This is a genomic window from Serratia sp. ASV30 (assembly GCF_016428815.1).
Classification (GTDB): domain Bacteria; phylum Pseudomonadota; class Gammaproteobacteria; order Enterobacterales; family Enterobacteriaceae; genus Chania; species Chania fonticola_C.
On sequence record NZ_JAELTL010000050.1, the window covers coordinates 15,380 to 42,126 of the forward strand.

A 26,747-nucleotide genomic window follows, 5' to 3' on the forward strand; every position below is an offset into this window, starting at 1 on the left:
TCCCTGCCAAGCAGGGCCTATGCAGGATAAACACCTTAATCGCGATGCTACTTTCCAGCTCGACCGCGTGAGCTTTGCCGTGCCAGGGCGGGTGCTGTTACAGCCGCTGTCATTGGCCTTTCCTCAAGGCAAAGTGTGTGGATTGATTGGTCATAATGGCTCCGGCAAATCCACGCTGCTGAAAATCCTTGGTCGTCACCAAAATCCTACCTCTGGCCAGGCATTGCTTAATGGGCAACCGCTGGGCCAATGGGATAGCAAAGCCTTTGCTCGCCAAGTGGCCTATTTGCCGCAGCAATTGCCCGCAGCGGAAGGGATGACGGTGCGCGAACTGGTCGCCATCGGCCGCTACCCGTGGCACGGTGCGTTAGGCCGTTTCAAGGCTGGCGATCGCGAGCTGGTGGAAGAGGCGATCGGATTGGTGGGGCTGAAACCCTTTGCCAACCGCCTGGTAGACAGCCTCTCCGGTGGCGAACGCCAACGGGCCTGGCTGGCGATGATGGTCGCGCAGGATAGCCGTTGTTTGTTGCTGGATGAACCGACCTCGGCGTTGGATATTGCCCATCAGGTTGAAGTGCTGGCGTTGATCCAACGCCTGAGCCATGAACGCGGCCTGACGGTGATTGCAGTGCTGCATGACATCAACATGGCGGCTCGTTATTGCGACCATCTGGTGGCGTTACGCGGCGGCGAAATGATTGCCCAGGGGTCATCGCTCGAACTGATGCAAGGGCCGGTGCTGGAACAGATCTACGGCATCCCGATGGGCATATTGCCGCATCCAAGTGGCGGTGCACCAGTGAGCTTCGTGTATTAATGCCTACCTCTGCCGCTTTTCATCATGACCCGCTGCGCCGGCGTTTATTAACGGCGATGGCATTATCGCCTCTGTTGTTCTCTTTACCGTCGCGTGCGACAGGCTTGCCCGATATCACCCGGATCGCGGCATTGGAGTGGCTACCGGTCGAGCTGCTGATCGCACTGGGCGTGATGCCGCAGGCGGTTGCCGATATCCACAACTACAACCTGTGGGTACAAGATCCTCGGTTGCCGGACTCGGTGATCGACGTCGGTCAACGTACCGAACCCAATCTGGAGCTGTTGCAACAACTCAAACCTTCTCTGATCCTGCTTTCCAAAGGCTATGGCCCTTCGCCACAAAAACTGCAGCCTATCGGCCCGACCATGGAGTTTGGTTTTAACGACGGCAGCGGTAAACCGCTCACCGTGGGCAAAAACTCGTTGCTGCAGCTGGCACAACGGATAGGTCTGGAGGCGCGGGCTACCCAGCATCTGCAACAGTTTGATGCTTTCATGCTGGAGGCGCGTAACCGCCTGGCGGGGTATCGGCAACAGCCGCTGCTGCTGTTTTCTTTGCTCGATCCTCGGCATGTGTTGGTGATTGGCCAGAAGAGCCTGTTTCAGGAAGTGATGGATCAGCTAGGCATCGAGAATGCCTGGCAGGGGGAAACCAACTTTTGGGGGACCTCGGTGGTGGGGATCGAACGCCTGGCGACAATAAAAAATGCGCGAGCGATTTATCTCGATCATGGTAATCAAGCCATGATGGATAAGGTCAGTAAGACGCCGTTGTGGCAGGCCTTGCCATTTATCCGCCAGGGCCAACTGCGGCAGGTGCCAGCGGTGTGGTTCTACGGGGCTACGCTTTCGGCCATGCGTTTTTGCCGCTTGCTGGAGCAGGCGCAGGAGGCTCGCTCATGAGTGCACGCCTGCATATCTTGCCGATAGCGCTGATCCTGTTACTGCTGGCAGCGGCGGGTGGCCTGACGTTCTTCAACCTGCTGCATCAACTGCCGTGGGGGCAGTGGTCGCAGGCTTTGGTACAACCAGACATCGACAATGTCGATCAGATGCTGTTCCACTACAGCCTGTTGCCACGCCTGTCGGTGTCGTTACTGGTGGGAGCAGGGTTGGGATTGGTCGGCGTACTGTTCCAGCAGGTATTACGTAATCCTTTGGCGGAACCTGCCACGCTTGGCGTGGCTGCCGGGGCTCAGCTAGGCTTGACGATTGCCACGTTGTGGATGCTGCCTGGGGGCGAATTGACCCGACAGCTGGCGGCGATGGTCGGTGCCATTGTGGTCGGTGGGCTGGTGTTCGGCGTTGCCTGGGGAAAACGGATGTCGCCTGTGACGTTAATCCTGGCCGGTCTGGTACTTGGGCTGTACTGCGGGGCAGTCAATAGTCTGCTGGCGTTGTTCAATTACGATCAGCTGCAAGGCTTGTTCCTGTGGAGCACCGGTGCACTAAATCAGCAGGATTGGGGGACCGTGCAGTTTATCCTGCCGCGCTTGCTGCTGGTTGCCGTGCTGGCTGCGTTATTGATCCGCCCATTAACGCTGTTAGGGCTGGATGACGGCGTGGCACGTAATCTGGGCCTGGGCCTGGCAATGTCGCGCTTTGCGGCGTTGGCGGTGGCGATTGTGTTCAGCGCCATGTTGGTCAATGCGGTCGGCGTGATCGGTTTTATCGGCCTATTTGCCCCGTTGATGGCCAAGATGCTGGGAGCTCGCCGTCTGGCCCACCGCATGATGTTGGCTCCGCTATTGGGGGCATTGCTGCTGTGGTTGACCGATCAGGTGATGATCTGGCTGACGCTGGTGTGGCGTGAAATCCCGACCGGCGCGGCGACGGCGCTGATTGGTGCGCCGTTGCTGCTTTGGTTGTTACCACGCTTACGCAGCAGCGCAACCCCGCCGCCGATGGATTTGGGCGACAAAGTGCCTGTCGAACGTGGCCGCTTACCGATATGGATCCTGCTGGGGAGCGTTTTACTATTGGCCGGGATTGTGGTGGCGCTGATGTTTGGGCAAAACCCCCACGGCTGGCACTGGAGCGTAGACAGTGAATTACAGGCGCTGATGCCTTGGCGCTGGCCACGAGTGGTTTCAGCCCTGGCGGCCGGGATGATGCTGGCGGTAGCCGGAACGCTGATCCAGAAACTGACCGGTAACCCGATGTCCAGCCCGGAAGTGCTGGGGATCAGTTCCGGCGCGGCTTTCGGCGTGGTGATGATGCTGTTTATCGTCCCTGGTGATGCTTTTATGTGGTTGTTACCCGCCGGGAGTCTGGGGGCGGCGGCTACGCTGTTGATCATCATGATTGCGGCTGGACGTGGCGGATTCTCTACCGAACGCATGCTGTTGGCGGGTATCGCCCTCAGCACCGCCTTTAGTACGACCATTTTCCTGCTGTTGGCCAGTGGCGATCCCCGCATGGGAGGGCTGTTGGTGTGGCTCTCCGGCTCTACCTACTCGGTGGATGCTCCGCAGGCAATACGTACGGCGGCGATTGCTGGCGTGTTGATTGTCTTGGCCCCGCTGTGTAGACGTTGGCTGACAATTCTGCCGTTGGGCGGCGCTACAGCACGTTCCGTAGGGATTGCCCTGACGCCGACCCGGCTGAGCATTTTGCTGCTGGCGGCAACGCTGACGGCGATGGCGACGTTAACCGTCGGGCCGCTGAGTTTTATTGGCCTGATGGCACCGCATATGGCCCGCATGTTGGGATTCCGCCGGGCGCTGCCGCAGATGGTGATTGCTGCACTGCTAGGCGGCCTGCTGATGGTGTTTGCGGACTGGTGTGGCCGAATGGTGATGTTCCCTTACCAAATCCCCGCAGGGCTGCTGGCGACCTTTATTGGCGCGCCGTACTTTGTCTATCTGCTGCGTAAGCAAACTTCGTAGACTATCTTGGGTTACCACCATTGCCACCAAGGGCTCAGCATTGCTGGGCCCTTGGTTTTTCAGGCAGTTGCAAAGCATTGCGTGGCACTGCGCAAAGTTGAAAATTAGGGGTAAAACGGTCGCTGGTCGGGCTGGAGAGGTGAATATACTGCGGATGGGTGCTCTGGATCTTTGTATCTGGAGCCTGAGCGAAAGGTACAAAGAGAAAAGCCCCGAGTCGATAATATCAACCCGAGGCCAACTCTAACGCTCCACAACGTCAGGTTAGCTTCTTACTCGCCGCGAGGCAAGGATAAGGAGGCATGATGCCAAACAGAGGAGATATCGTAAAACTGGTCATTATCTGTACCACGGTTATCTTGTTGGTATGGATAACGCGCAGCAAACTTTGCGAGCTGCGTATTCGATCGGGCAACACGGAGGTTGCGGCCATTTTGGCCTACGAATCCGAACGGTAAGGCAACCCAACGGCGGGGGCCTGCTCCCGCCCGTTGGTTGTAAGCGTGCAGATCTATGAGCGCCCATTCTCTACAAACCAAAACGACGGGCTTCTGGCCCGTCGTTTATAACCGTAACTATCAGCTCAACTTTTTAAGCGTTTCGGAAAAGAGTTCACCGGAAATTGCCCAGTTGTCTGTCGTTACGTCATTGAAAATGACATACACATACTGCGGATCAACTTTTGCGTGTGTGGCGATAGCGTCGGTTACCGCTTTAGCAATTGCAGGTTTAGCGTCGTCACGGCCCTCGAACATCTGAATATTGACTACTGGCATTTTAGAACCCCTACAAGAATGGATGATATGTCAGGTAATCTGACGTTGGAGGGATCCTACTAGGGTAAAGAAAGTGGATAAACTGTCTAAAAGAGCACACAGCGTAGAATAAAAATCTACAATTAGCCGAAGGTTTTTTGTGCGGCTAACGCGATTAATTCATCAATGATAAAGCGTACTCCTGGTAGCAGATGACGGGCTCGAGGCCATATGACATTCAATTCGGTTGGTGAGGGGTTGTATGCTTCAAGTATTGGCACTAATTTACCACTCTGTATATGCGGTCTTAGTAACGCCTCCGGAAATTGAATCACACCGGCTCCGGCGATACAGGCATCTATCATAGCGTCGCCATCACTGATTTGATGAAAAGGTGCGGGTTTAAGTCTGACGTCTTTCCCTTCACCATCCCGAATCAACCAGCTTAAAGGTGCTCCGCCGCGCCAGGCTAAAATACAGCGATGGATACTCAGTTCGGCTAAGGTTTCAGGCGTGCCATAGGCAGAAAGATAGGCTGGCGATGCACAGATAATCAGGTGCTGCTCATTCAGCTTGCGGGCTACAAGGTCGGTGGTATCTTTAACCGCCCCGAAACGAATGGCGAGATCAAAACCTATATCCAGAGGGTCGATGATCCGGTCATTAAAGGTAATGGTCAGTTTCAGGTGGGGATAGCGTTTCGTCATGTCCATCAACACCGGCATCATGACCGAACGGCCAAAGGCAGCAGGAAGATCAATTCTGACTGTGCCTACGGGTTCCGTTAGTTTCGAACGTAACGCCATCTCGGCCATCTGTAATGTCTCTAGCGCACTCTGGCAGCTTGCCAGGTATGCTTCTCCTTCTGTCGTAAGGCTGATTTTCCGCGTGGTTCGATGGAATAGAGGAGTACCGAGGTTATGTTCCAGACGCTGAATGCTTTTTCCAATTGCTGATTTGGACACACCTAGCTGTTCAGCAGCTTGAGTAAAGCTACTTGAATTTGCAGCCGTCACAAAATGGATGATGCTGCTGAAAGATTCAGTAGAAATCACGGTTGGCATGTTATCCATCCGGCTGGAAATTGGAGGGCTACTGTAGCGCAAAGCCGTTATTCGAAACAGCATTGCTCATTTTTCTCCCTCGGATAACATGAAAGTAAATTTACAGTTAACCTTGAGTGGTGCAGTTCAGAAGACTCCGTGAGTTATCGATCCGGTTGACTATGTTTAGTCTACAAACGAAAACGGCGAGCCTCAGGCTCGCCGTTGTTAGGTCTAACGCTCAGGCTTACTTCAAGCCAGCCGCTTCACGCAACTGGGCTGCCTTGTCGGTCGCTTCCCATGGGAAGTGTTCGCGGCCAAAGTGGCCGTAAGCTGCGGTTTCACGGTAGATCGGTTGCAGCAGGTCCATCATCTGGATCAGGCCATATGGGCGCAGATCGAAGAACTCACGCACCAGCAGGGTCAGTTGCTCGGTTGAGATCTTCTCGGTACCGAAGGTTTCCACCATGATGGAAGTCGGTTCCGCTACGCCGATAGCGTAGGACACCTGGATCTCACAACGATCTGCCAGGCCTGCGGCAACGATGTTTTTTGCCACGTAACGCGCCGCATAGGCTGCAGAGCGGTCAACCTTGGAAGGATCCTTGCCGGAGAACGCGCCGCCACCGTGACGGGCCATACCGCCGTAGGTATCAACGATGATTTTACGGCCGGTCAGACCACAGTCACCCATTGGGCCACCGATAACAAAACGGCCGGTTGGGTTGATGTGGTATTTGGTGCCTGCGGTCAGCCACTCGGCTGGCAGTACCGGCTTGATGATCTCTTCCATCACCGCTTCTTGCAGATCTTTCAGCGCGATATCATCGGAATGCTGGGTGGACAGCACCACGGCATCAATACCGACGATTTTGCCATCGTCATACTGGAACGTGACCTGGCTTTTGGCATCTGGGCGCAGCCAAGGCAGGGTGCCATTTTTACGCACTTCGGCTTGGCGTTGAACCAGACGGTGGGCATAAGTGATTGGTGCAGGCATCAACACGTCGGTTTCATTAGAGGCATAACCGAACATCAGGCCCTGATCGCCAGCGCCTTGCTCCAGCGGATCGCTGCGGTCAACACCCTGGTTGATATCCGGTGATTGTTTACCGATGGCGCTCAGTACGGCACAGGAGTTGGCATCAAAGCCCATATCGGAATGAATATAGCCAATCTCGCGCACCGTTTTGCGGGTGATCTCTTCGATATCGACCCAGGCGCTGGTGGTGATCTCGCCGCCAACCAGCACCATGCCGGTTTTCACGTAGGTTTCGCAGGCTACGCGGGCTTTTGGATCCTGATCCAGGATGGCATCAAGAACGGCATCCGAGATCTGATCGGCAATTTTATCCGGATGTCCTTCTGAAACAGATTCGGACGTGAAGAGGTGTTTAGCCATGGTGTTCTTTACCTTGCAAAAGACGGGTTGGAAATTACTGCACAGCGCTGGAGATCCGGGCATCAAAGCGAAGGGTCTTCCGCTGATGGCGAGATGCATCCTGCAACGCCCCTCAGGCAAAGCCGTTAAGCAGTTTATCAGTTAATCGGTATAGATGGATTAACATCTGGACGTCTATTTTAGGTCAGCCTTTAGCCGGATTGCCAGTAATTTTTTGCCCTAACGCTCTTTTGGGCAAACCGCTTGCCGCCATTTTCATCGCTTGAAACAGTTTCTGGCGAATTTTCATTTTGCATTTTGCCCGGGGGTCCGGTATAAACTGCGCGCGCGGTTCATTTGGTGCACAGCGTGTTGCAGAAAATTGAAACTTTCTGTAAACCCCGGCAACGCCGCGCCATGATCTACCGTAGGTACCCACTAATGGGGCCGCCGCTTCATTGAACGTTCACGTTCTTATACTATATAGAGGCTTTGTCGTTCATCGCGAGCGGCATGCGTGGAGGTGGTTGGATTAATGATCCGTTGTCTACTGGTTGTTGGTTCTCAACAGCAGTGCCGTTCTGGCGCGCATTCTTGTGCTATTTCCCGTCTTGTCTCTACACCATCTACCCGATGTTATACGCATCTGGGCGCTACTCAGGATTCTCGGGCCGGTTAACGGCTGTCTGAAGCACTGAACAAGGGTAGCCTGCAGCTCTCCTGTGGGATGATTCTTTACCCGATTCACGAGGTTTGAACAGGGTGTCTTACAATAAATCTATTGGGTATAAACCGATCGCTGACCACGAACGGCAGGTGAATTCACTGCTAAAATGGGGTGTTTCCGGGTTGTTCTCGCGGGTTGTAGCTGCGATAGTGGCTGACTATATCGTCAGTATGCAAGGTGAGGCGAGTAATGTCTGAAGATATGCCGATCCAACGCCCGTCAGTAGCGGGTGATAATTTATCTTTACGCTCCATGCAGGAGGTTGCCATGAATGATCGTAATGCCAGCAAGATGCTGCGCACTTATAACGTCGCCTACTGGGGCAACAATTACTTTGGCGTCAATGAGCTGGGCCACATCAGCGTGTGCCCGGACCCAGACGTCCCGCATGCGCGCGTCGATCTCGCCGAGTTGGTGAAAGAGCGCCAAAAAGATGGCCAGCGCCTGCCTGCCTTGTTCTGCTTCCCGCAGATCTTGCAGCATCGCCTGCGTTCCATTAACGCCGCGTTCAAACGTGCACGTGAATCCTTCGGCTATGAAGGTGGCTACTTCCTGGTTTACCCGATCAAGGTTAACCAGCATCGCCGCGTGATTGAATCACTGGTCAACTCCGGTGAACCACTGGGGCTGGAAGCGGGTTCCAAGGCGGAACTGATGGCGGTACTGGCCCATGCCGGTATGACCCGCTCGGTGATCGTCTGTAACGGCTACAAAGACCGTGAATATGTTCGTCTGGCGCTGATCGGTGAAAAGCTGGGGCACAAAGTGTACCTGGTGATCGAGAAGATGTCGGAAATCCAGATGGTGCTGGAAGAGGCTGAACGCCTGAATGTGATCCCACGCCTTGGCGTACGTGCCCGCCTGGCCTCACAAGGGGCAGGTAAGTGGCAGTCGAGCGGTGGCGAAAAATCCAAGTTCGGTCTGGCAGCCATTCAGGTATTGAAGCTGGTGGAAACCCTGCGTGAAGCGGGCCGCCTGGATAGCCTGCAACTGCTGCATTTCCACCTGGGTTCTCAGTTGGCCAACATTCGCGATATCGCCACTGGCGTTCGTGAGTCTGCGCGTTTCTATGTAGAGCTGCATAAGCTGGGCGTAAACATTCAATGTTTCGACGTGGGTGGCGGTTTGGGTGTGGATTATGAAGGCACCCGTTCGCAGTCCGACTGTTCGGTCAACTACGGCCTGAATGAATATGCCAACAACGTGATTTGGGGGATCGGTGATGCCTGTAATGAGCATGGCCTGCCGCATCCAACGGTGATCACCGAGTCTGGCCGTGCCGTAACCGCCCACCATACGGTGCTGGTTTCCAACGTTATTGGCGTTGAGCGCAACGAATTCTGTGAGCCGGTTCCTCCGGTTGAAGATGCACCTCGCGCGCTGGAAAGCATGTGGGAAACCTGGCAGGAAATGAACGAGCCGGAGAACCGTCGTTCGTTGCGTGAATGGCTGCACGATAGCCAGATGGATCTGCACGATGTGCATACCCAATATGCTCATGGCATGTTGGATCTGACCAAGCGTGCCTATGCTGAGCAGCTGTATCTGAACATCTGCAACAAGATCCAGCAACAGCTCGATCCAAGCAATCGAGCGCACCGGCCAATCATTGACGAATTGCAGGAGCGGATGGCGGACAAGTTCTACGTCAACTTCTCACTGTTCCAGTCGATGCCGGATGCCTGGGGTATCGACCAACTGTTCCCGGTCTTGCCGTTGGAAGGCTTGGACAAGCCGCCGGAAGGCCGTGCGGTATTGCTGGATATCACCTGTGACTCCGATGGCACCATCGATCACTATATTGATGGTGACGGCGTAGCCACCACCATGCCGATGCCTCCGTACGATCCGGAAAACCCACCTCTGCTTGGGTTCTTCATGGTTGGTGCCTATCAGGAAATCCTGGGCAATATGCACAACCTGTTTGGCGATACGGCTTCGGTGGATGTGTTTGTATTCCCTGATGGCAGCGTAGAAACCGAACTGTCTGATGAAGGCGATAGCGTAGCCGACATGCTGGAATACGTGCAGCTCGATCCGATCGCGCTGTTGGCGAAATTCCGCGATCAGGTGAAAGAAACCGATCTTGACGCGGAGTTGCAGGCGCAATTTGTCGAAGAGTTTGAGGCCGGTCTGTATGGCTATACTTATTTAGAAGATGAGTAAGCTATTCCGATAGTCTGACATACTTCCTATCCAGGGGCGCGGCAGAGGCTGCGCCCCTTCATTTTTCCCTCTTAGCCCGTACCCCGCCAAATTAGAAATTCCATTTAAACTTTCAACGTCTTAATACCGTGTTCTCAGTTATCACAAATTTGTGAACTCTCCGTGAGGATTTGGTCACGACTTTCTCTGTAGTTTGTCATTGTCGGTGAATAGCACCAGAGGTAACGATGATGATCAACAGACGGTATTTTATTCTGGGTGGTGGAGCACTCTCTGTGGCCTATGCCGTAGGCCTGCTGCCTGCACTTTTCTCTCGTTCGGCGATGGCGGAGTCGTTTGCCGTCAACTATACGGCAGAACAATGGCGGCAACGGCTTTCAGCCAGCCAATATGCTGTTTTGCGCGAGGAAGGTACGGAACCTCCTTACAGCAGCCCGCTTAACGATGAGCACCGCGATGGTCAGTTTGCCTGTGCGGGTTGCCAGCAGGCGCTATTTTCTTCCCACACCAAGTTTGACAGCCATACCGGCTGGCCCAGTTTCTGGCAACCCCTCGAACAGGCGGTGGCGACGCGTAAGGATCGAACGCTGGGCATGGTCCGCGAAGAGGTGCATTGCAGCCGCTGCGGCGGGCATTTGGGGCACGTATTTGACGATGGCCCACAACCCACCGGTTTGCGCTACTGCATGAATGGCATCGCCATGCTGTTCACGCCAAGCTCGGCCTAACCAGAATAGTGAGGAATAACATGAGAAACGTAGACAAAACGCTGCCATCGTTAGGTAAATACGGCATATGGGGCGCGATATTGGTTGCTGCCGGGTTCTGTTTGCAAAGCGTTGCCTGGCCACTGGGGGATGCTGAGGCGGCGGTAGCGATCCCTGCGCCGGTAAAAGACGAAGCGCCGACGACATCGCGTACGGAAACCGCGATCTTTGCCGGCGGTTGTTTCTGGGGCGTGCAGGGGGTTTTCCAGCACGTTAAAGGCGTGACCAATGCCATATCCGGTTATACCGGAGGTGCGGCACAAACGGCTAATTATGAGGCCGTCAGCGGAGGGGATACCGGCCATGCGGAGTCAGTGCAGGTCACCTTTGATCCACAGCAGATTTCCTATGGGCAACTGCTGCAAATCTATTTTTCGGTAGCACACAACCCAACCGAGCTCGATCGCCAGGGGCCGGACAGCGGCACACAATACCGCTCAGCCGTTTTCCCTCTGACGGAATCACAACAGCAGGTTGCCAAGGCTTATATTGCACAGCTGGATGCCAGTAAGCGCTTTGCCAAACCACTGGTGACCCGCATTGAGGAAAATGGTCATTTTTATCCTGCCGAGGCTTACCATCAAAACTATCTCACGCTTAACCCGGATCAACCCTATATCGTGGTGAATGACTTGCCAAAGGTAAAACAGCTACAGCAGCTGTTCCCAACGCAATATCGTGCAGATCCGGTGCTGGTTAATTAATAAGAGTCTTTGCTGTAATATATTAGGCAGTGGAGTTTTGCCAATAGCCCCAAGCCATCTCCTCGGAGATGGCTTTTACTTATTTATTTTACGTTATCAATCAATTAATAATAATTGACGGTATTGTTGAGTTATTCTGTTTATTTTGGTAATTTCTTTGTTAAAGAAAACCTCTGTTCGAAAATTAAGTAAATAACAGTCTGTCACCTTTAATTAAATAACTAATACTCAAGTGTCGATTGGTAATCATCGCTATTAACTTCATTTACAGGGAACGGTAATATTTATGGTTAATAATAGATTGCCAGAACAACATTATATCGCCGTTAAGACGATTAAATTGGCTGATCCAATCACGTGACGCGTCTCTACCGCCAGGCCTATTTTGCCGCCCAGGCCACGCGAGCCGAAGGGGGGATTTTGATTTCCCCCAGCCCTAACATGACGCTTTATGCCTGTGCCAGTATGCTCTTGGTGGCTGCATTAATCGCTTTTTTAATCGGTGGTGAATATACCCGTAAAGCCCGACTGGAAGGTGTCGTGATGCCTTCAACCGGAGTAGTCAAAGTGGTTGCGCGTACGCAAGGACGGGTTGAAGCATTGCTGATTAACGAAGGCGATGAGGTTGCAGCAGGCCAATTACTCTATCGGCTAAGTGGTGAACGCTATGACGGCAAGGGTTTGGCCACCTTGGCGACGCTAAAAAACTCCCTGGTGCAGCAGTATCAGATGTTGGTGCAGCAACAGCATCAGGAAGTTGCCGCCAATAACATGCAAATACAGGGATTACGGCAGCGGGTTGACCAATTGAAAGAGGAATTGCGCAGCGCCGATGAGGCACTGAAACTGACGTTGCGCCAGGCGGCATTAACCCGCTCGATGATGGAGCGTTATCAACGTTTGGTGCGGCAGAAGTATGTCTCCGAGCTTGAGTATCAGCAAAAGCAAATCGAACTGGCGGCCGCGGAAGGTTATGTCGAAAACCAGCGGCAGGTACAACAGCGCCTGAAGCGTGAGTTGACCTCGGTTGAAACGGATCAGGGGAGTTTGTTGCAGCAGGGGCAAAGCCGCCGGGTGGAGCTGGACCGGTTATTACAAGGGATCCGGCAGCAACAGATAGAGCTGCAATCGCAGGAGGAAAGCACGCTGGTTGCCCCGGTGGCAGGGCGTGTTGCTGCGGTGTTGGTCAAGGCGGGGCAAACGGTCAACCAAAATGAGCCGCTGTTAACGCTGGTGCCACTGGCGGCCCAAATGCAGATTGAACTGTATGCGCCGAGCAAGTCCGTTGGGTTTATCAAGCCTCATCAGCGGGTTGGCTTGCGGTTCGCGGCCTATCCCTATGAAAAATTTGGCGTGCAGTATGGCACGACGCGGGAGGTGACCCGCATCAGCCTCAGCCCGACAGATGTCATGCCACATAACCCGGTGGTGTGGAAAGAAAATGAGGGGCATTACCGGGTGATTGTCGTGCCGGATAAACCCAGCGTGACCGTGTATGGCCGCCAGGAATTACTGCGCACCGGGATGGTGGTGGCCGCAGATATCGAGCTGGACAAGCGGCGGCTGTACGAATGGCTGCTGGAACCGTTATGGAGCCTGCAAGGAAAAATATAGCCATGGAATGGACTGAGCATTTGCACCTGAATTTGCATTGGCGCCGCCGCTTGCCGTTGATCCGTCAAACCGAGTCGGCGGAATGTGGGGTGGCCTGTCTGGCGATGGTCGCCGGTTGGCACGGTTACCGTATTGACCTCCCCAGCCTGCGTGCAAGATTCAGTGTTTCGACGCAGGGCATGACTTTCGTGCATTTGATGGAATGTGCTCAGATCCTGAAATTGACAGGTCGTGCGGTACGTTTAGAGCTGGAGGAGCTTAGCCAACTGACCGTACCCTGCATTTTACACTGGGATCTCAACCACTTTGTGGTGCTTAAACGGGTACGTGGCAACGAGATCGAACTGCACGATCCGGCACGCGGGGCGGTTAACATGTCGTTGGTACAGGCTAACCGTCATTTTACCGGTGTCGCGTTGGAACTGACGCCAACCCATGACTTTGAGCCGCGTGACGAACGCAAGAAAGTGCGGCTAACGGAATTGGTTGGCAAGACGGTAGGGTTGAAGGCTGCGCTGGCGCGCATTTTCTGCTTTGCCCTGGCGTTGGAAGTCTTGGCCTTGCTGAGCCCGTTGATCAATCAGATCGTGATCGATGAAGTCCTGGTGGCGCTGGATGATAGCCTGTTGGTGCTGATTGTCATTGCCATGCTGCTGATGAGTGCGACCCAGACGTTGATTGGCCTGGCCCGGCAATGGGCGACCATTACCATGGCGGTCAATTTCAATATGCAGTGGACGGCCAACGTGTTCCATCACCTGCTGCGTTTGCCGATCGACTGGTTTGAAAAGCGTGACATTGGTAACGTCAGCGCCAAGTTTGATGCGGTCGATACCATTCAGGATACGCTCACCACCAGCATCCTTGAGGCGATGCTGGACGTATTGCTGGTGGTCGGTACCTTGGGCATGATGTTGCTCTACAGCGTGTCGTTATCCATGCTGGCGCTAGGCGCAGCGCTGATTTATGGCTTATTACGCGTGTTATGGTTTCGCACCCTGCGCCGGGCGGCAGAGGACAGTTGGACGGCGGGCACTCTGGAATCAAGCCACTTTCTGGAAACGCTGCATGGCATGCTCAGCCTGCGGGTTAACGGAGCGTTGACCCAGCGGGAATCAGCTTGGCGTAACCTGAATATCGCCAGGCGCAATAGCCAACTGCGTGAGCATAAACTGGCTATCGGCTACGACATCATTAACCAGATCATTGGTAGCCTGGTGGGGGCGGCGGTGCTGTGGTTTGGTGCCAATGCGGTGCTGTCGGGTTCGTTCTCGATCGGCATGCTGGTGGCGTATATGTCATTTCAAGGGCGTTTTTCCGCCAGCATCAATGGCCTGATCGATAAGGCATTTGCCTGGCGAATGCTGGATGTCTATAACGAACGGCTGGCAGATATTGTGCTGACCCAGAAGGAGGGCGGTGCTCAGGCGGCAGAATCTCTTACCGTAGCTTTCCCCAAGCAGAGAGAGGATCGTCCAGTTGTGGAACTGGAAAATATCACCTTCCGCTACGGCCAGGGAGGTAACGATATCTTGGCAGGAGCGGCGTTGCGAATCATGCCTGGAGAGGTGGTGGCGCTGGTAGGGCGCTCTGGCTGCGGGAAAACCACCCTGGCGAAGATCCTGCTGGGGCTTTACCCGCCAATTGCTGGGCGGTTGCAGGTGTTTGGCATCGATCATCATCATGCGGGCTATCGGCAGGTTCGCCAAATGATCGGCGCGGTGATGCAAGAGGATCGGCTATTCCGTGGGGCAATACTCGACAACATCACCTTTTTCTCTCAACACAGCGATCTGGATTGGGCGCAACACTGTGCTCAACTGGCGCAGTTGCATGAGGATATCATCGCGTTACCGATGGGCTACCAGACGTTGATTGGGGAAATGGGTAATTCGCTGTCGGGGGGCCAAAAGCAGCGCCTGCTGTTGGCTCGGGCATTATATAAACGCCCACGGTTACTGATCCTGGATGAGGCAACCAGCCATCTTGATGTCACCAATGAAATCCTGATCGGCAGCACTTTGCGCAACCTGGGCTTAACCATCCTGCTGATTGCTCACCGGCCCGAGACGATAGCCTCTGCCGATCGCGTAGTCGAACTCGATGCTGGCAGGTTGGTTGTTCCTTCTTGTGCATCTGCTGACAACGGGCACCTTGAAGAGTGAGCCAATTGCGGCGATAATCTACCCATTGAAACAGACATCGAATAAATCCCTTTCTCGTCGGGCTAACGACGCGGGAGGGATTTTTTTTTGCTACCGCCCAAGCGTCCGGCTACGGGCGAACCGTTGAAAAATGAGGGTAAATATGAGTACCTTAGGCCATCAGCCCGATAATTCCTTAGTGTCCAACGCCTTTGGTTTCCTGCGCTTTCCGCTGAACTTTATGCCTTACGATAGCGATGCAGAGTGGGTGATCACCGGTGTTTCTTTTGATATGGCTACCTCCGGCCGCGCCGGTGGGCGTCATGGCCCTGCGGCGATCCGCCAGGTTTCTACCAATCTGGCATGGGAAGGGGCGCGCTGGCCGTGGAACTTTGATCTGCGCGATCGTCTGAACGTGGTCGACTGTGGTGACGTAGTATTCAACTTTGGTGATGCCCAGGATATGAGCGACAAGCTGCAGGCGCACGCAGAAAAACTGCTGGCAGCTGGCAAACGCATGCTCTCTTTCGGCGGCGACCACTTCGTGACGCTGCCGCTGCTGCGCGCGCATGCCAAGTATTTTGGTAAAATGGCGCTGGTGCATTTCGATGCCCATACCGACACCTATGCCAACGGCAGCAAGTTTGACCACGGCACCATGTTCTTCCATGCGCCGAACGAAGGCCTGATCGATCCAAATCACTCCGTGCAAATCGGTATCCGTACCGAGTTCGATCGTGACAACGGCTTCACCGTACTGGATGCTGCGCAGGTTAACGATCGTGGCGTGGACGATCTGCTGGCGCAGATCAAACAGATCGTTGGCGATATGCCGGTTTATCTGACCTTCGATATCGACTGCCTGGATCCGGCTTTCGCACCTGGCACCGGCACCCCGGTGATCGGCGGCCTGACCTCCGATCGCGCCTTGAAACTGGTGCGTGGTATGCAATCGCTGAACATTGTCGGTATGGATGTGGTAGAAGTAGCTCCGGCTTACGACCAGTCTGAGATCACCGCACTGGCAGCGGCAACGCTGGGCCTGGAAATGTTGTATCTGCAAGCGGCCAAAAAGCAGGGCTAAATCAGTTTGCTGAATGGGTAGGGGTCGCACATAGTCGACCGTAGGGGCGCGGTATGCTGCGCCCGCTTGGCAGCGGCCCTTACCCGTCAACTCATCATGAAAATATTGCCGTGAAGATAAAGTGTATTTCGCGTTTACGGAGGAACCGTGCTGACTAAACCATCTATACGCCTCAACAAATATATTAGCGAGAGCGGCATCTGCTCGCGTCGCGATGCCGATCGTTACATCGAACAGGGCAATGTTTTTATCAACGGTAAGCGCGTAGCGCTCGGCGATCGGGTATTCGCTGGCGACGTGGTCAAGGTTAACGGGCAGCTTATTGAACCCCGTAACGAAGACAATCTGATTTTTATTGCGCTGAACAAGCCGGTGGGTATCGTCAGCACCACCGAAGACGGTGAGAAAGACAATATTGTCGATTTCGTCAACCACAGCACCCGTGTCTTCCCGATCGGGCGGTTGGATAAAGATTCGCAGGGGCTGATCTTCCTCACCAACCACGGCGATCTGGTGAACAAGATCCTGCGTGCCGGTAACGACCACGAGAAGGAATATCTGGTCACGGTCAACAAACCGGTAACCGACGATTTTATTCGTGGTTTGGGTGCCGGAGTGCCGATGCTGGGCACGGTGACCAAAAAATGCAAGGTGAAGAAAGAAGCGCCCTTTGTGTTCCGTATCGTGCTGGTACAGGGGCTTAACCGCCAGATCCGCCGTATGTGTGAGCATTTCGGTTATGAAGTGACCAAGCTGGAGCGCACCCGCATCATGAACGTCGGCCTGTCTGGGCTACCGTTAGGGGAATGGCGCGATTTGACGGATGACGAACTGGTTGAGCTGTTTAAATTGATTGAAGACTCGTCTTCAGAGGCTAAACCCGCGAAGAAAGCGGCCAAGCCCAAGCCTGCGGTAAAAAAACCGGCGAGTGGCGGGCAGAAAACCGCGGATAAAGCGGGCAGTCACGCACCGGCGCGTAAGCGTTTTGCTCAGCCGGGGCGCAAAAAGAAAGGGCGCTAAGTCGGCGCTCTCTGCTAATTAAACGGCCTCAGTCTTGATGACTGGGGCCGTTTTGCTTTGTTTTCACCCCCGCTGCATTTTTTCGTGATCCACCCCGCAGTTGTAACTTTAAAATAACCAATCATTAACATTCTTCCCTTTGCCGGCTTGACGAAAGATTCGCCATATCTATAGTGACTGTATTAAATAAGAAACTGAGTTTCATATATGAAACAATCAGATAGAGGACAGAAGCAATGAGCTGGAAGAACGTGTGCGAAGTGTCTCAAGTTAAAGAAGATTTTCCTTTCTCCGCCAACATTGAGGGAAAAGAGGTCGGCGTCTATTTGATCGACGGTCAATATTACGCGCTGGAAGACGTTTGCCCGCATGCCTATGCCTTGCTCAGCCAAGGGTTTGTCGATGACGGAAAAGTGGAGTGTCCACTGCACGAAGCGGTGTTCGATGTGCGTAGCGGCCAATGCCTGCGCGAACCCGGTGGCCGAGATCTGCAAACCTACCCTACCCGGGTGATCGACAATCAAATCCAAATCACCTTTATCGCGGAGGAATAAGCATGCAGCACATTACCGATTTCAACCCTTGGCTGCCGGATACCCAACAGGTGATCCCGGCGCGTGAGGGCGGCAACGGCCAAATCCACCAACCCGGCCAGTTTCAGAATGTGATCTGGCAAACCCGGGCACGCGTGCCAGACGGGTTTGAAACCTCACTGGTAGCCGCGCTGGAAGAGATCTTCGAGCAAGGGGCGGAGGAGCTGGAGCAGATCGTCAGTGCGCTCAATCAGCGTCGTCTGTTCGATCGCAGTGGTCAGCCATGGAATGAAGCCACGTTCCGCGAATTCCTACACGTCAACGGTTTCTGAGCCGCACAGGGAGAAGGACAATGACAGCAAACACAACATCCTCCGCGCAGACGGTACAAGACTATCTGGATCAGGGCCTGCGCGGTATGTGGTACCCGGTATTGGCCAGTTGGGAAGTGGGTAACAACCCGGTGGGCATCACCCGTCTTGAACAACAGATCGTGGTGTGGCGCGATAAACAAGGGGCGATCCACGCACTGGAAGATCGTTGCCCGCATCGTGGCGCTCGCCTGTCGATGGGCTGGAACCTTGGCGATCGCATTGCCTGCTGGTATCACGGCGTTGAAGTTGGTGGCGATGGCGAGGTTAAAGATGTGCCAGCGGTAGACCGCTGCCCGTTGGTAGGGCAAAAATGCCTGAAATCCTACCCGGCGAAAGAGGCTTACGGCGCGGTGTTCCTCTATTTCGGCGTCACTGCCGATGAACAGCCTGCCGAACTGAGCTTCCCGCAAGAGCTGGCGGATGAGGCCAACTACAGCAACTTCCTGTGTACCGCCAGCTGGGACTGCAACTATCAATACGCATTGGAAAACGTGATGGATCCGATGCATGGCACCTACCTGCACTCCTCATCGCATTCGATGGCGGAAGGGGATCGCAAGGCCGATATGGCGCTGGAACCCACCGACAGCGGTTTCATCTTTAAAAAGAACGGCCAGATTGGCGTGAACTTCGACTGGGTCGAATTTGGTAGCAGCGGTGCCTATTGGATGCGCCTGTCGATCCCTTATAAAAAGCGTTTTGGGCCAGGCGGCCACTTCTGGATCATCGGCATGGTGGTGCCGGAAGATAAGGATCACTGCCGGGTATTCTTCTGGCGTATCCGCAAAGTGAAAGACTGGCAGCGTGACGCATGGCGCTTTATGTACCGCAACCGTCTGGAAGAACTGCACTGGGACGTACTGGAGCAGGATCGCATCGTGCTGGAGAACATGGCACCGAACGCGCGTGGTCGTGAATACCTGTATCAGCATGACGTGGGCCTCTCCCGCCTGCGCCGTATGATGCAGAAAGAGGCACAAAAGCAACTGGCAACGCTTAGCGAGCTGGAGGCGGCACAGTGAGCGGCTTGCTGGCAGGGAAACGTATCGTAGTCACCGGAGCGGCGCGTGGGCTGGGGCGCAGCTTCGCCGCTGCGGTGGCTCAGGCCGGGGCCAGCGTGGTGATGTGCGATATCCTGGCGGAAGAGTTGCAGGACAGCGCCGCCAGCCTGCGTGAGCAGGGGGCACAGGTTGAAGCTCAGGTTATCGATCTGGCTTCACCGCAATCCATCACTGCGGCATTCAGTGCGATTGCCAAGGGCGGCGCGATCGACGGGTTGGTGAACAACGCTGCGATGGCAACCGGTGTCGGTGGCAAGACCATGATGGAATACGACATTGAACTGTGGGACAAGGTCATGCAGGTCAACGTGCGGGGGACCTGGTTGGTGAGCCAGGCGGCGGTGCCATTATTGGCCCAAACGCCGCATGCCAAAATCGTCAACGTTGCCTCTGATACCGCCTTGTGGGGGGCGCCGAAACTGATGGCCTATGTGGCGAGCAAAGGGGCGATCATCTCGATGACCCGCTCCATGGCGCGTGAGCTGGGGCCGCAGGGCATCTGCGTCAACGCCATTGCTCCGGGTCTGACGCGCGTTGAAGCCACTGAGTATGTCCCTGCCGAGCGGCATCAGCTGTACGAGCAAGGCCGGGCACTGGCAGGCGCACAGCATCCGGACGATGTGACCGGTAGCGTGCTCTATCTGCTGTCGCCGCTGGCGGATTTTGTCACCGGCCAACTGATACCGGTCAACGGTGGTTTCGTGTTTAACTGACCGCCTGACGGACAGGCAAACATTTTAGGAGCAGCACATGGCAGACGATCAAGCGTGTAAATATCTGATCCCGGGGCTGGATCGCGGGTTACAACTGCTGCTGGCCTTCGGCGAGCAGCATAAGGAAATGACCTTTGCAGAATTACATCGCCTGGTCGATATGCCAAAGGCAACCGCCTACCGCGTGGTGCAAACGTTGGAGCATCTGGGTTTTTTGGAGCGCAACCCGCGCACCAACACCTTTGCGTTGGGGATCAAAGTGCTGCGTCTGGGCTTTGAATATATCGCCTCATTGGACGTGGCCCAGGCTGGCCAACCGGTGATCGAGCAGCTGCGCGATCGCAGCCAATGCAGCAGCCATCTGGCGATCCGCGATGGACATGACGTGATCTATATCGCCCGCGTCAGCGCGGCTGGTTCGCAGATCAATCAGGTCAGCGTCGGCACCCGTTTACCGGCGCACCGCACCTCGCTTGGCCGGATGCTGCTGACCAGCACCAGTCGGGAAGAGTTTGAACGTCTATACCCACATGACGCCTTGCCCGATGCGGCGCCGGGGACTCCTGCCAATCGCGAAGCGCTGTGGCAGATGGTGCAGCAGGATAAGGCCCGTGGCTATGTGATTGGCGAATCTTTCTACCGCCACGGCATTTCCTCGATCGTCTATCCGATCTTTAACCGTGAACAGCGGGTGGAAGCGGTGGTCAGCATTATGGTGCCGTCCGATGAGATCCCAAAGGCGGATCGTGAGCGGTTGCGTATGGAAGTCCGGGATGCCGCAGTGAAAATATCGGGCCTGTTAGGCGCGCCACCGCAGGCTAACGTCGGCTAACCGGCCAAACGCTTTGTTATCTGGGCGACGCTATTCGCCCACTACCAATCACTCAGGCAGGGATAAGACTCATGAGCTTCATGGGCCGGGGTCGAACATGCCTGAAAAACGCATTCAGCGAGAACGTGAGGCACAATAATGAGCATAACCGGAATCGAAAAGCTGGAATTTGGCGTCGAAGATCTGCCAACGTGCGAAAAATTCATGCAAGACTTCGGTCTGCAACCGACGCTACAGCATTGGGGCGAACCGCGCCGTGAATTTACCACGCTGAGCGGGGCTAGCGTGGTGCTGTATCCGCAAGACAGCGAGGTCTTACCGGCCGCGTTTGAGGCGGGTTCAACCCTGCGCCGCATGACCTGGGCAGTTGAAAGCCCTGCGGCGCTGGCTGCGTTGCAGCCCCTGTTGGCGCAGATGCCTGGTTTCCGCCACGTTGGCGAAGAACTGGAATGCCGCGATCCCAACGGTATGACGCTGCGTTTTGCCGTTACGGCGCAGCAACCGGTGGAGCTGCCCGTTTCGCCCATCAACCAATGGGGCGATGTACGCCGCATCGACCAGCCAAGCCCGGTTTATGCCAAAGCCGAGCCGGTCAATATTGGCCACGTAGTGTTCTTCGTTGAGGATTTGGCTGCTACCGAGCGCTTCTACTGCGATCTGCTCGGTTTCCAGGTTTCCGACCGCTATATCGACCGCGCCGTCTTCCTGCGCACCCAGGCACGCGGTGGCCATCACAACCTGTTCCTGCTGAAACTGCCTAACCGCCCACGGGGCCTGAACCACGTCGCCTTCACCGTACGCGATATCCATGAGGTGATCGGCGGTGGCATCGCGATGAATAAAGAGCAGTGGAGCACCTTTATTGGCCCAGGCCGCCATCCGATCTCCTCGGCCTATTTTTGGTACGTCAACAGCCCGACCGGCGGTGCCTTTGAGTATTACACCAATGATGACTACCTGACGGAAAACTGGCAGCCGCGTGAGCTGGAGCATTCGCTGGTGTCGTTTACCGAATGGGCGGTCGAAGGCGGTATCGATCACGATACCCGCCGCCAACATAAGAAGCCGGGGGCGGTATGAGCCAACCAACCCGTGCAGGCATTGTCATTATCGGCGGCGGTCAAGCTGGTGGTTGGGCGGCGAAAACGCTGCGCGATCGCGGCTACAACGGCAGGCTGTCAGTGATCAGTGACGAGCCTTATGATTTTTACGAACGCCCACCGCTCTCCAAGGCGGCGCTGTTGGATGGTAGTGCGCCACTCAGCCGCCTGTTCAGTGAAGAAGTGGTGGCCGGGATGAATATCGATTGGCATCGTCCGCTACGTGCCGAAGCCATCGACGGACAGCAGCAAATCGTCACGCTCAGCGACGGCAGCCAACTGCAGTTCGATCAACTGCTGATTGCGACCGGTGGCCGACCACGCCTGCCGGATGCCAGCTGGGCCAAGCACCCGCGAGTAATGACCCTACGTTCCTGGGATGATGCGGCACGCCTGCGCCAGGGCCTGCAACAATGCCAAAAGCTGGCGATTGTGGGGGGTGGCTGGATTGGGCTGGAGATTGCCGCCTCGGCCCGCAAGCTGGGCGTTGACGTGACGGTGTTTGAGCGCCAACCCGCGTTGTGTATGCGCAGCGTAGGGGCCAGCGTTTCCCAGGCGTTGTTGGAACTGCATCAACAGCAAGGCGTCACCGTGCATTGCGACTGCGGCGAGATCACGCTTGAAGATCGCGATGGTGAAGCCTGGATTGGCAGTGCCAGCAGTGCCGCGCAGCCCTTCGACCTGGTGGTTGTCGGTATCGGTGTTGAGTTGAATCTGGAACTGGCCCACAGCGCCGGGCTGAAGCTTGAAGGCGGGATCGTCGTAGATGGACAAGGGCGTACCAGCCATCCGGCCATTTTTGCCGCAGGCGATGTTGCGCGCCATCCAACCCTCGGCCTGTGTCTGCAATCCTGGGCCTACGCACAGAATCAGGCGATTAGCACCGCTTGCGCCATGTTGGATGCGTTTGCCGCACCTTACGATGATGTTGCCTGGCTGTGGTCGGATCAATACGACGCCAATATCCAAATCCTGGGCGTTCCTACCGGCGGCGTTCACCAGATAGTGCGCCGCACGCCGCAGTCACAACTGTTCTTCACCCTGAATGCCGACCGGCAACTGGTGCAACTGGTCGCGTTTAACGATGCACGCACCATCAAGCTGGGTAAACGCTGGCTGGCCAGCGGCCGGGTACTGGATCCGCAGCAACTGGCGGATGTGGAATTTTCTCTGATGGCGTTGAAATAACGCCCGACCCAAAGGGAGCGTTTTATGACTACGCAAGATATCGACGCCCGCAGCGGTCGGGTGGGGGATGCTGTTGCCGAAAATTCGCCAACCAGCGTCCGTTGGTCGGTGCCGGCAGCCCTGTTTGCCTGCGTGTTACTGGCATTTTTCGACAAGATCAGCATTGCCGCGCTGTTTTCTGACCACGAGTTTCAGCAGGCGATGGGCATCGGCTTTGATCCCACCCGGCTCGGGCTGCTGATGAGTGCCTTTTTGTTCTCCTACGGCTTCTCTTCGATGCTGTTGAGCGGCATTGGCGATCGGCTCAATCCGGTCAAAGTGCTGATTGGCATGATGGTGACCTGGGGCGTACTGATGGTGCTGATGGGGATGACGCGCTCTTATCACACCATGATGACGCTGCGTATCCTGCTGGGTATCGCCGAAGGGCCGTTGTTGCCAATGGCCTATGCCATCGTACGCCAGGCTTTTCCGCAGCGCCTCCAGGCGCGTGCCACCATGCTGTGGCTGCTGGGGACTCCGATCGGCGCGGCACTGGGCTTCCCGGTCACGCTGTTTATTCTCAGCCGCTTTAACTGGGAAACCACCTTCTTCTTTATGGCGTTTCTGACCGTGCCGGTGATGTTGCTGGTGCTGTTTGGCATGCGTCACCTGAACGTGGCACGCCCGGCGGCCAGCACCACCAGTAAACCGGCCGTTGCCGAACGCAAGCAACTGCGCCGCGAACTGTTCAGCACGCCACATTTCTGGATGATTTGCCTGTTTAACATCGCATTTCTCACCTACCTGTGGGGTATGAATGGCTGGCTGCCGAGCTATCTGATCGAAGGCAAAGGCATTCATCTGGAGCACGCCGGATACCTGTCGTCACTGCCGTTTATTGCCATGTTGCTTGGCGAGGTGGTGGGGGCCTGGCTGTCGGACAAGATGGATCGCCGAGCGTTGGCCTGTTTCATCTCGCTGTGCGGTGCAGGGATCGGTTTAGGTGTCGTTCTGTATATGCAGGGCACCTACAGCGTGATCGCCGCCATGTCCTTCAGCACCTTTATGTGGGGAGCCGGCGCGCCAAACATCTTCGCGCTGTTGGCCAAGGCCACCAGCAGCCGGGTGAGCGCTACCGCTGGTGGGGTATTTAACGGATTGGGTAATTTTGCCGGCGCATTGGCACCGGTGCTGATGGGGGCACTGATCGCCGCCACCGGCAATATGGATAACGGTTTGCTGTTCCTGGTGGTGATGGCCTTTGTCGGCTGCGCCATTCTGCTGCCGTTACTGAATAAGTATTGATGCAACGAAGGAGAGACAACATGTCCCAGGTTGAGAATAAAGCCGGCATCAAGCCGCAGGATCTGACAATGGAAAAGTGGGTGGAATCGCGTATCGCCCGTTTTGAAGGCCGTAAATATGACTGGAACGCACTGAAGTTCCAGGCCGACTACGATCCGAAATACCGCCGGGCGCAGATGCGCTATATCGGCACCGGTGCCACCGGCGTAGTCAGCGACACCAACACCATTCCGGCGGGGAACTTTACCTTCTCCACCATGGTGCTGCCGTCAAAATGTGAGGGGCCATTACACCTGCATGACGACGTTGAAGAAGTGTTCTTTATGCTCAAAGGCAAGATCACACTGATGATCCAGGACGGTGAAGAGTATTACGAAACCATCCTGAAAGAGCGCGATCTGATTTCTGTTCCGGCGGGGGTTTATCGCGGCCTGTTCAATCACGGTGAAGAAGAAGCTCTGATGTGCGTGATGCTCGGTACTGCCAAGCCGGAAACCCCGACTTACCCGGCCGATCACCCGTTGTCGAAAGTGAAGCGTAACTGATGAACAGCTTACCGGAACGCCAGCAGGCGGATTGTGGAGGCCAGCGGCTAAGTTGGCGCGAAGCCGGGCATGGCCGGGCAGTTGTGCTGCTGCATGGCATCAGTTCCGGTTCTGCTTCGTGGGTGAAGCAGTTCAGCGATCGCGCCCTGACGGACGGGCACCGCCTGATTGCCTGGGATGCTCCGGGTTATGGCGGTAGCGCAGCGTTGGCACAGACAGAGCCAGATGCTGCTGCTTATGCCAACGCGCTGGCGGCGTTGATCGCCGAGTTGCAGTTACAACAGCCGTTGATTGTGGGGCATTCGCTCGGTGCGTTGATCGGCAGTGCCTTTGCCGCTGCCAACCCGGATGGGCTGAGAGGGCTGGTACTGGCCGATCCGGCTCAGGGCTATGCCACAGCGCCGCTGGAAAAACGCCAGCAGGTATATGGCCAACGCAAACAGATGATCGAAACGCTTGGCCCACAGGGTTACGGCGAACAGCGTGCGGCGGCATTGCTACGTGAAGATGCGGATCCGCAGGACATTGCCTGGGTACGCAGCGGCATGCAGCAACTTAATCCGGCCGGTTTTCTCAGCGCCGCTTGGATGTTGGCCAATGATGATATCAACCACTACCTGCTGCGCTATCGCGGCCCGTTACAGGTGTGGTGTGGCAGTGTCGATCGCATCACTCCACCAGAGGGCGCCGCAACGTTGGCGCAACAGCAGGATGCGACGATGCGTCTGATTGATGCGGCGGGGCATGCCAGCTATCTCGATGCGCCAGCGCTGTTTAACCGCTATTTGCAGGACTTTACGGGGGCAATCCAACCATGAATTTTCAGATTGAGCGGCGAGTGGCGGTGGTCACCGGAGGATCCTCGGGGATCGGTTTTGAGACGCTGCGTTTACTGCTGGCCGAAGGGGCGAAGGTGGCCTTCTGTGGCCGCAATCAGGACAAACTGGCCAGCGCCGAGGCCAGCCTGCGTGAAGCGTTCCCGCAGGCGGAGATCCTGGCGTTACGCTGCGACGTGCTCGACGCCGAGCAGGTTGCCAAGTTTGCCGAGCAGGTCAGCACGCATTTTGGCTCAGTGGATATGTTGATCAACAACGCCGGGCAGGGGTTTGTGGCGCATTTCGATCAGACGCCGCGCGAGGCCTGGTTACATGAGGCAGAGCTGAAGCTGTTCGGGGTGATCAACCCGGTGCAGGCCTTTTTACCGGCGCTGGAGCGCTCGGATATCGCCTCCATTACCTGCGTTAACTCACTGCTGGCCCTGCAGCCGGAAGAACACATGATTGCCACCTCGGCAGCCCGTGCCGCGTTGCTCAATATGACGCTGACCTTATCCAAAGAGCTGGTGAGCAAAGGAGTCCGCGTCAATTCCATCCTGCTGGGGATGGTGGAGTCGGGCCAATGGCGGCGGCGTTTCGCCGAACGCCAGGATCAACAACAAAGCTGGGAACAGTGGACGGCGGCGATTGCCGAGCGGCGTGGCATCCCGATGGGGCGTTTGGGTAAACCGCAGGAACCGGCACGGGCGCTGCTGTTTTTAGCCTCCCCCATGTCCTCCTTTACCACCGGCGCGGCGCTGGACGTTTCCGGCGGCTTCAATCGCCATCTCTGACGGGACTGAAAAGATGAAGAAGATCATGATGATTGGCTATGGCGCGATGGCAAAAGAGGTGCTGGCGCGCCTGCCGGAGGGCGTGGCAGTCGGTTGGATCGTGGCACGGGAAGCGCATCATGCCGAGATCGACGCCGCATTTGCCGGGCAGGTGCAGGCTTTGACCCATCCTGACCAGTGTACCGGGCAACCTGACTTGGTGCTGGAGTGTGCTAGCCAGCAGGCGGTCGCCGAGTTTGGTGAGGCCATCGTTAAACGTGGCTGGCGGCTGGCAGTGATCTCTACTGGCGCCCTGGCAGATGCCGCATTGCAGCAGCGTTTGCAGCAGTCCTGCGCACGTTACCACGGGCGGCTGATCGTGCTGTCTGGTGCGGTGGCGGGTATGGATGGCCT

25 protein-coding genes and 1 pseudogene are annotated in these 26,747 nt (G+C 55.9%); 23 read left to right on the plus strand and 3 right to left on the minus strand.

Going from position 1 to position 26,747, the window contains the following annotated elements:
• Positions 1–19 precede the first annotated feature (19 nt).
• The 4 genes from fhuC to JHD74_RS19460 all read left to right on the plus strand — a co-directional run bounded on the left by fhuC (position 20) and on the right by JHD74_RS19460 (position 4,165).
• Positions 20–817 (plus strand): Fe3+-hydroxamate ABC transporter ATP-binding protein FhuC, encoded by a 798-nt coding sequence (gene fhuC, locus JHD74_RS19445; RefSeq protein ID WP_024484359.1) that lies wholly within the window; start codon positions 20–22, stop codon positions 815–817.
• Entirely contained in the window at positions 817–1,722 is a 906-nt protein-coding gene (fhuD, locus tag JHD74_RS19450; protein ID WP_199063334.1) for a Fe(3+)-hydroxamate ABC transporter substrate-binding protein FhuD, read from the plus strand. The genes fhuC and fhuD overlap by 1 nt, the downstream gene beginning before the upstream one ends.
• Complete coding sequence (gene fhuB / locus JHD74_RS19455) at positions 1,719–3,707, plus strand: Fe(3+)-hydroxamate ABC transporter permease FhuB (protein WP_199063335.1); 1,989 nt, start codon at positions 1,719–1,721, stop codon at positions 3,705–3,707. Before fhuD ends, fhuB begins: the two co-directional genes overlap by 4 nt.
• Positions 3,708–4,009: 302 nt before the next feature.
• On the plus strand, positions 4,010–4,165 hold the full coding sequence (locus JHD74_RS19460; protein WP_080673338.1) for a Hok/Gef family protein: 156 nt from the start codon (positions 4,010–4,012) through the stop codon (positions 4,163–4,165).
• Between the two features lie 120 nt (positions 4,166–4,285).
• Here the strand turns inward: JHD74_RS19460 and JHD74_RS19465 are convergent, their stop codons facing one another.
• The 3 genes from JHD74_RS19465 to metK all read right to left on the minus strand — a co-directional run bounded on the left by JHD74_RS19465 (position 4,286) and on the right by metK (position 6,907).
• Positions 4,286–4,483 carry a 4-oxalocrotonate tautomerase family protein gene (locus tag JHD74_RS19465; RefSeq protein WP_065684517.1) on the minus strand — a complete coding sequence of 66 codons (198 nt, stop codon included), beginning with the start codon at positions 4,481–4,483 and terminating at the stop codon, positions 4,286–4,288.
• Positions 4,484–4,605: 122 nt separating this feature from the next.
• Positions 4,606–5,526, minus strand: a complete 921-nt coding sequence (locus JHD74_RS19470) for a LysR family transcriptional regulator (protein ID WP_074029661.1) — start codon at positions 5,524–5,526, stop codon at positions 4,606–4,608.
• Between the two features lie 226 nt (positions 5,527–5,752).
• The gene (metK, locus tag JHD74_RS19475; RefSeq protein ID WP_199063336.1) at positions 5,753–6,907 is read right to left on the minus strand and encodes a methionine adenosyltransferase; all 1,155 of its coding nucleotides are present in this window, start codon (positions 6,905–6,907) and stop codon (positions 5,753–5,755) included.
• 895 nt (positions 6,908–7,802) lie between these two features.
• On the opposite strand from metK, the gene speA reads away from it, so the two are divergent.
• The 19 genes and pseudogenes from speA to JHD74_RS19570 all read left to right on the plus strand — a co-directional run.
• A complete protein-coding gene (gene speA / locus JHD74_RS19480) occupies positions 7,803–9,779 on the plus strand; it encodes a biosynthetic arginine decarboxylase (RefSeq protein WP_199063337.1) in 1,977 nt (658 codons plus the stop codon).
• A 227-nt stretch (positions 9,780–10,006) separates the two neighbouring features.
• Positions 10,007–10,507, plus strand: coding sequence for a peptide-methionine (R)-S-oxide reductase MsrB (msrB, locus tag JHD74_RS19485; protein WP_226906451.1), 501 nt, complete (start codon positions 10,007–10,009; stop codon positions 10,505–10,507).
• A gap of 20 nt (positions 10,508–10,527) precedes the next feature.
• The gene (gene msrA, locus JHD74_RS19490; protein ID WP_186530193.1) at positions 10,528–11,250 is read left to right on the plus strand and encodes a peptide-methionine (S)-S-oxide reductase MsrA; all 723 of its coding nucleotides are present in this window, start codon (positions 10,528–10,530) and stop codon (positions 11,248–11,250) included.
• Positions 11,251–11,607: 357 nt separating this feature from the next.
• Positions 11,608–12,864, plus strand: coding sequence for an HlyD family secretion protein (locus JHD74_RS19495; protein ID WP_370592676.1), 1,257 nt, complete (start codon positions 11,608–11,610; stop codon positions 12,862–12,864).
• A 2-nt stretch (positions 12,865–12,866) separates the two neighbouring features.
• Positions 12,867–15,029 carry a peptidase domain-containing ABC transporter gene (locus JHD74_RS19500; protein WP_199063338.1) on the plus strand — a complete coding sequence of 721 codons (2,163 nt, stop codon included), beginning with the start codon at positions 12,867–12,869 and terminating at the stop codon, positions 15,027–15,029.
• A gap of 142 nt (positions 15,030–15,171) precedes the next feature.
• On the plus strand, positions 15,172–16,092 hold the full coding sequence (gene speB / locus JHD74_RS19505; protein ID WP_199063339.1) for an agmatinase: 921 nt from the start codon (positions 15,172–15,174) through the stop codon (positions 16,090–16,092).
• A 147-nt stretch (positions 16,093–16,239) separates the two neighbouring features.
• Positions 16,240–17,112, plus strand: a complete 873-nt coding sequence (gene rluF / locus JHD74_RS19510; RefSeq protein ID WP_065684511.1) for a 23S rRNA pseudouridine(2604) synthase RluF — start codon at positions 16,240–16,242, stop codon at positions 17,110–17,112.
• Positions 17,113–17,348: 236 nt separating this feature from the next.
• Positions 17,349–17,666, plus strand: a complete 318-nt coding sequence (locus JHD74_RS19515) for a non-heme iron oxygenase ferredoxin subunit (protein ID WP_021179759.1) — start codon at positions 17,349–17,351, stop codon at positions 17,664–17,666.
• 2 nt (positions 17,667–17,668) lie between these two features.
• A complete protein-coding gene (locus JHD74_RS19520) occupies positions 17,669–17,977 on the plus strand; it encodes a recombinase-like helix-turn-helix domain-containing protein (protein ID WP_024484370.1) in 309 nt (102 codons plus the stop codon).
• A 20-nt stretch (positions 17,978–17,997) separates the two neighbouring features.
• Positions 17,998–19,041, plus strand: coding sequence for an aromatic ring-hydroxylating dioxygenase subunit alpha (locus JHD74_RS19525; protein WP_024484371.1), 1,044 nt, complete (start codon positions 17,998–18,000; stop codon positions 19,039–19,041).
• The gene (locus tag JHD74_RS19530) at positions 19,038–19,793 is read left to right on the plus strand and encodes an SDR family oxidoreductase (RefSeq protein ID WP_059201723.1); all 756 of its coding nucleotides are present in this window, start codon (positions 19,038–19,040) and stop codon (positions 19,791–19,793) included. The genes JHD74_RS19525 and JHD74_RS19530 overlap by 4 nt, the downstream gene beginning before the upstream one ends.
• A gap of 37 nt (positions 19,794–19,830) precedes the next feature.
• The gene (locus tag JHD74_RS19535) at positions 19,831–20,625 is read left to right on the plus strand and encodes an IclR family transcriptional regulator (protein WP_024528299.1); all 795 of its coding nucleotides are present in this window, start codon (positions 19,831–19,833) and stop codon (positions 20,623–20,625) included.
• Positions 20,626–20,763: 138 nt separating this feature from the next.
• Complete coding sequence (locus tag JHD74_RS19540; RefSeq protein WP_021806231.1) at positions 20,764–21,705, plus strand: VOC family protein; 942 nt, start codon at positions 20,764–20,766, stop codon at positions 21,703–21,705.
• A complete protein-coding gene (locus JHD74_RS19545) occupies positions 21,702–22,913 on the plus strand; it encodes an NAD(P)/FAD-dependent oxidoreductase (RefSeq protein WP_199063340.1) in 1,212 nt (403 codons plus the stop codon). The genes JHD74_RS19540 and JHD74_RS19545 overlap by 4 nt, the downstream gene beginning before the upstream one ends.
• A gap of 24 nt (positions 22,914–22,937) precedes the next feature.
• Positions 22,938–24,200 carry an MFS transporter gene (locus tag JHD74_RS19550; protein WP_021806229.1) on the plus strand — a complete coding sequence of 421 codons (1,263 nt, stop codon included), beginning with the start codon at positions 22,938–22,940 and terminating at the stop codon, positions 24,198–24,200.
• A 20-nt stretch (positions 24,201–24,220) separates the two neighbouring features.
• Complete coding sequence (locus JHD74_RS19555; protein WP_021179767.1) at positions 24,221–24,745, plus strand: cupin domain-containing protein; 525 nt, start codon at positions 24,221–24,223, stop codon at positions 24,743–24,745.
• A complete protein-coding gene (locus JHD74_RS19560; RefSeq protein WP_199063341.1) occupies positions 24,745–25,563 on the plus strand; it encodes an alpha/beta fold hydrolase in 819 nt (272 codons plus the stop codon). Before JHD74_RS19555 ends, JHD74_RS19560 begins: the two co-directional genes overlap by 1 nt.
• A complete protein-coding gene (locus JHD74_RS19565) occupies positions 25,560–26,354 on the plus strand; it encodes an SDR family oxidoreductase (protein WP_199063342.1) in 795 nt (264 codons plus the stop codon). The genes JHD74_RS19560 and JHD74_RS19565 overlap by 4 nt, the downstream gene beginning before the upstream one ends.
• A 13-nt stretch (positions 26,355–26,367) precedes the next feature.
• Positions 26,368–26,747: pseudogene (locus JHD74_RS19570) on the plus strand (aspartate dehydrogenase); the annotation flags it as partial.

Coding starts and splice junctions, on each gene's coding strand:
- fhuC (WP_024484359.1), top strand. CDS start 20: ATGCAGGATAAACACCTTAATCGCGATGCTACTTTCCAGCTCGACCGC.
- fhuD (WP_199063334.1), top strand. CDS start 817: ATGCCTACCTCTGCCGCTTTTCATCATGACCCGCTGCGCCGGCGTTTA.
- fhuB (WP_199063335.1), top strand. CDS start 1,719: ATGAGTGCACGCCTGCATATCTTGCCGATAGCGCTGATCCTGTTACTG.
- JHD74_RS19460 (WP_080673338.1), top strand. CDS start 4,010: ATGATGCCAAACAGAGGAGATATCGTAAAACTGGTCATTATCTGTACC.
- JHD74_RS19465 (WP_065684517.1), bottom strand. CDS start 4,483: ATGCCAGTAGTCAATATTCAGATGTTCGAGGGCCGTGACGACGCTAAA.
- JHD74_RS19470 (WP_074029661.1), bottom strand. CDS start 5,526: ATGCCAACCGTGATTTCTACTGAATCTTTCAGCAGCATCATCCATTTT.
- metK (WP_199063336.1), bottom strand. CDS start 6,907: ATGGCTAAACACCTCTTCACGTCCGAATCTGTTTCAGAAGGACATCCG.
- speA (WP_199063337.1), top strand. CDS start 7,803: ATGTCTGAAGATATGCCGATCCAACGCCCGTCAGTAGCGGGTGATAAT.
- msrB (WP_226906451.1), top strand. CDS start 10,007: ATGATGATCAACAGACGGTATTTTATTCTGGGTGGTGGAGCACTCTCT.
- msrA (WP_186530193.1), top strand. CDS start 10,528: ATGAGAAACGTAGACAAAACGCTGCCATCGTTAGGTAAATACGGCATA.
- JHD74_RS19500 (WP_199063338.1), top strand. CDS start 12,867: ATGGAATGGACTGAGCATTTGCACCTGAATTTGCATTGGCGCCGCCGC.
- speB (WP_199063339.1), top strand. CDS start 15,172: ATGAGTACCTTAGGCCATCAGCCCGATAATTCCTTAGTGTCCAACGCC.
- JHD74_RS19515 (WP_021179759.1), top strand. CDS start 17,349: ATGAGCTGGAAGAACGTGTGCGAAGTGTCTCAAGTTAAAGAAGATTTT.
- JHD74_RS19520 (WP_024484370.1), top strand. CDS start 17,669: ATGCAGCACATTACCGATTTCAACCCTTGGCTGCCGGATACCCAACAG.
- JHD74_RS19525 (WP_024484371.1), top strand. CDS start 17,998: ATGACAGCAAACACAACATCCTCCGCGCAGACGGTACAAGACTATCTG.
- JHD74_RS19535 (WP_024528299.1), top strand. CDS start 19,831: ATGGCAGACGATCAAGCGTGTAAATATCTGATCCCGGGGCTGGATCGC.
- JHD74_RS19540 (WP_021806231.1), top strand. CDS start 20,764: ATGAGCATAACCGGAATCGAAAAGCTGGAATTTGGCGTCGAAGATCTG.
- JHD74_RS19545 (WP_199063340.1), top strand. CDS start 21,702: ATGAGCCAACCAACCCGTGCAGGCATTGTCATTATCGGCGGCGGTCAA.
- JHD74_RS19550 (WP_021806229.1), top strand. CDS start 22,938: ATGACTACGCAAGATATCGACGCCCGCAGCGGTCGGGTGGGGGATGCT.
- JHD74_RS19555 (WP_021179767.1), top strand. CDS start 24,221: ATGTCCCAGGTTGAGAATAAAGCCGGCATCAAGCCGCAGGATCTGACA.
- JHD74_RS19560 (WP_199063341.1), top strand. CDS start 24,745: ATGAACAGCTTACCGGAACGCCAGCAGGCGGATTGTGGAGGCCAGCGG.
- JHD74_RS19565 (WP_199063342.1), top strand. CDS start 25,560: ATGAATTTTCAGATTGAGCGGCGAGTGGCGGTGGTCACCGGAGGATCC.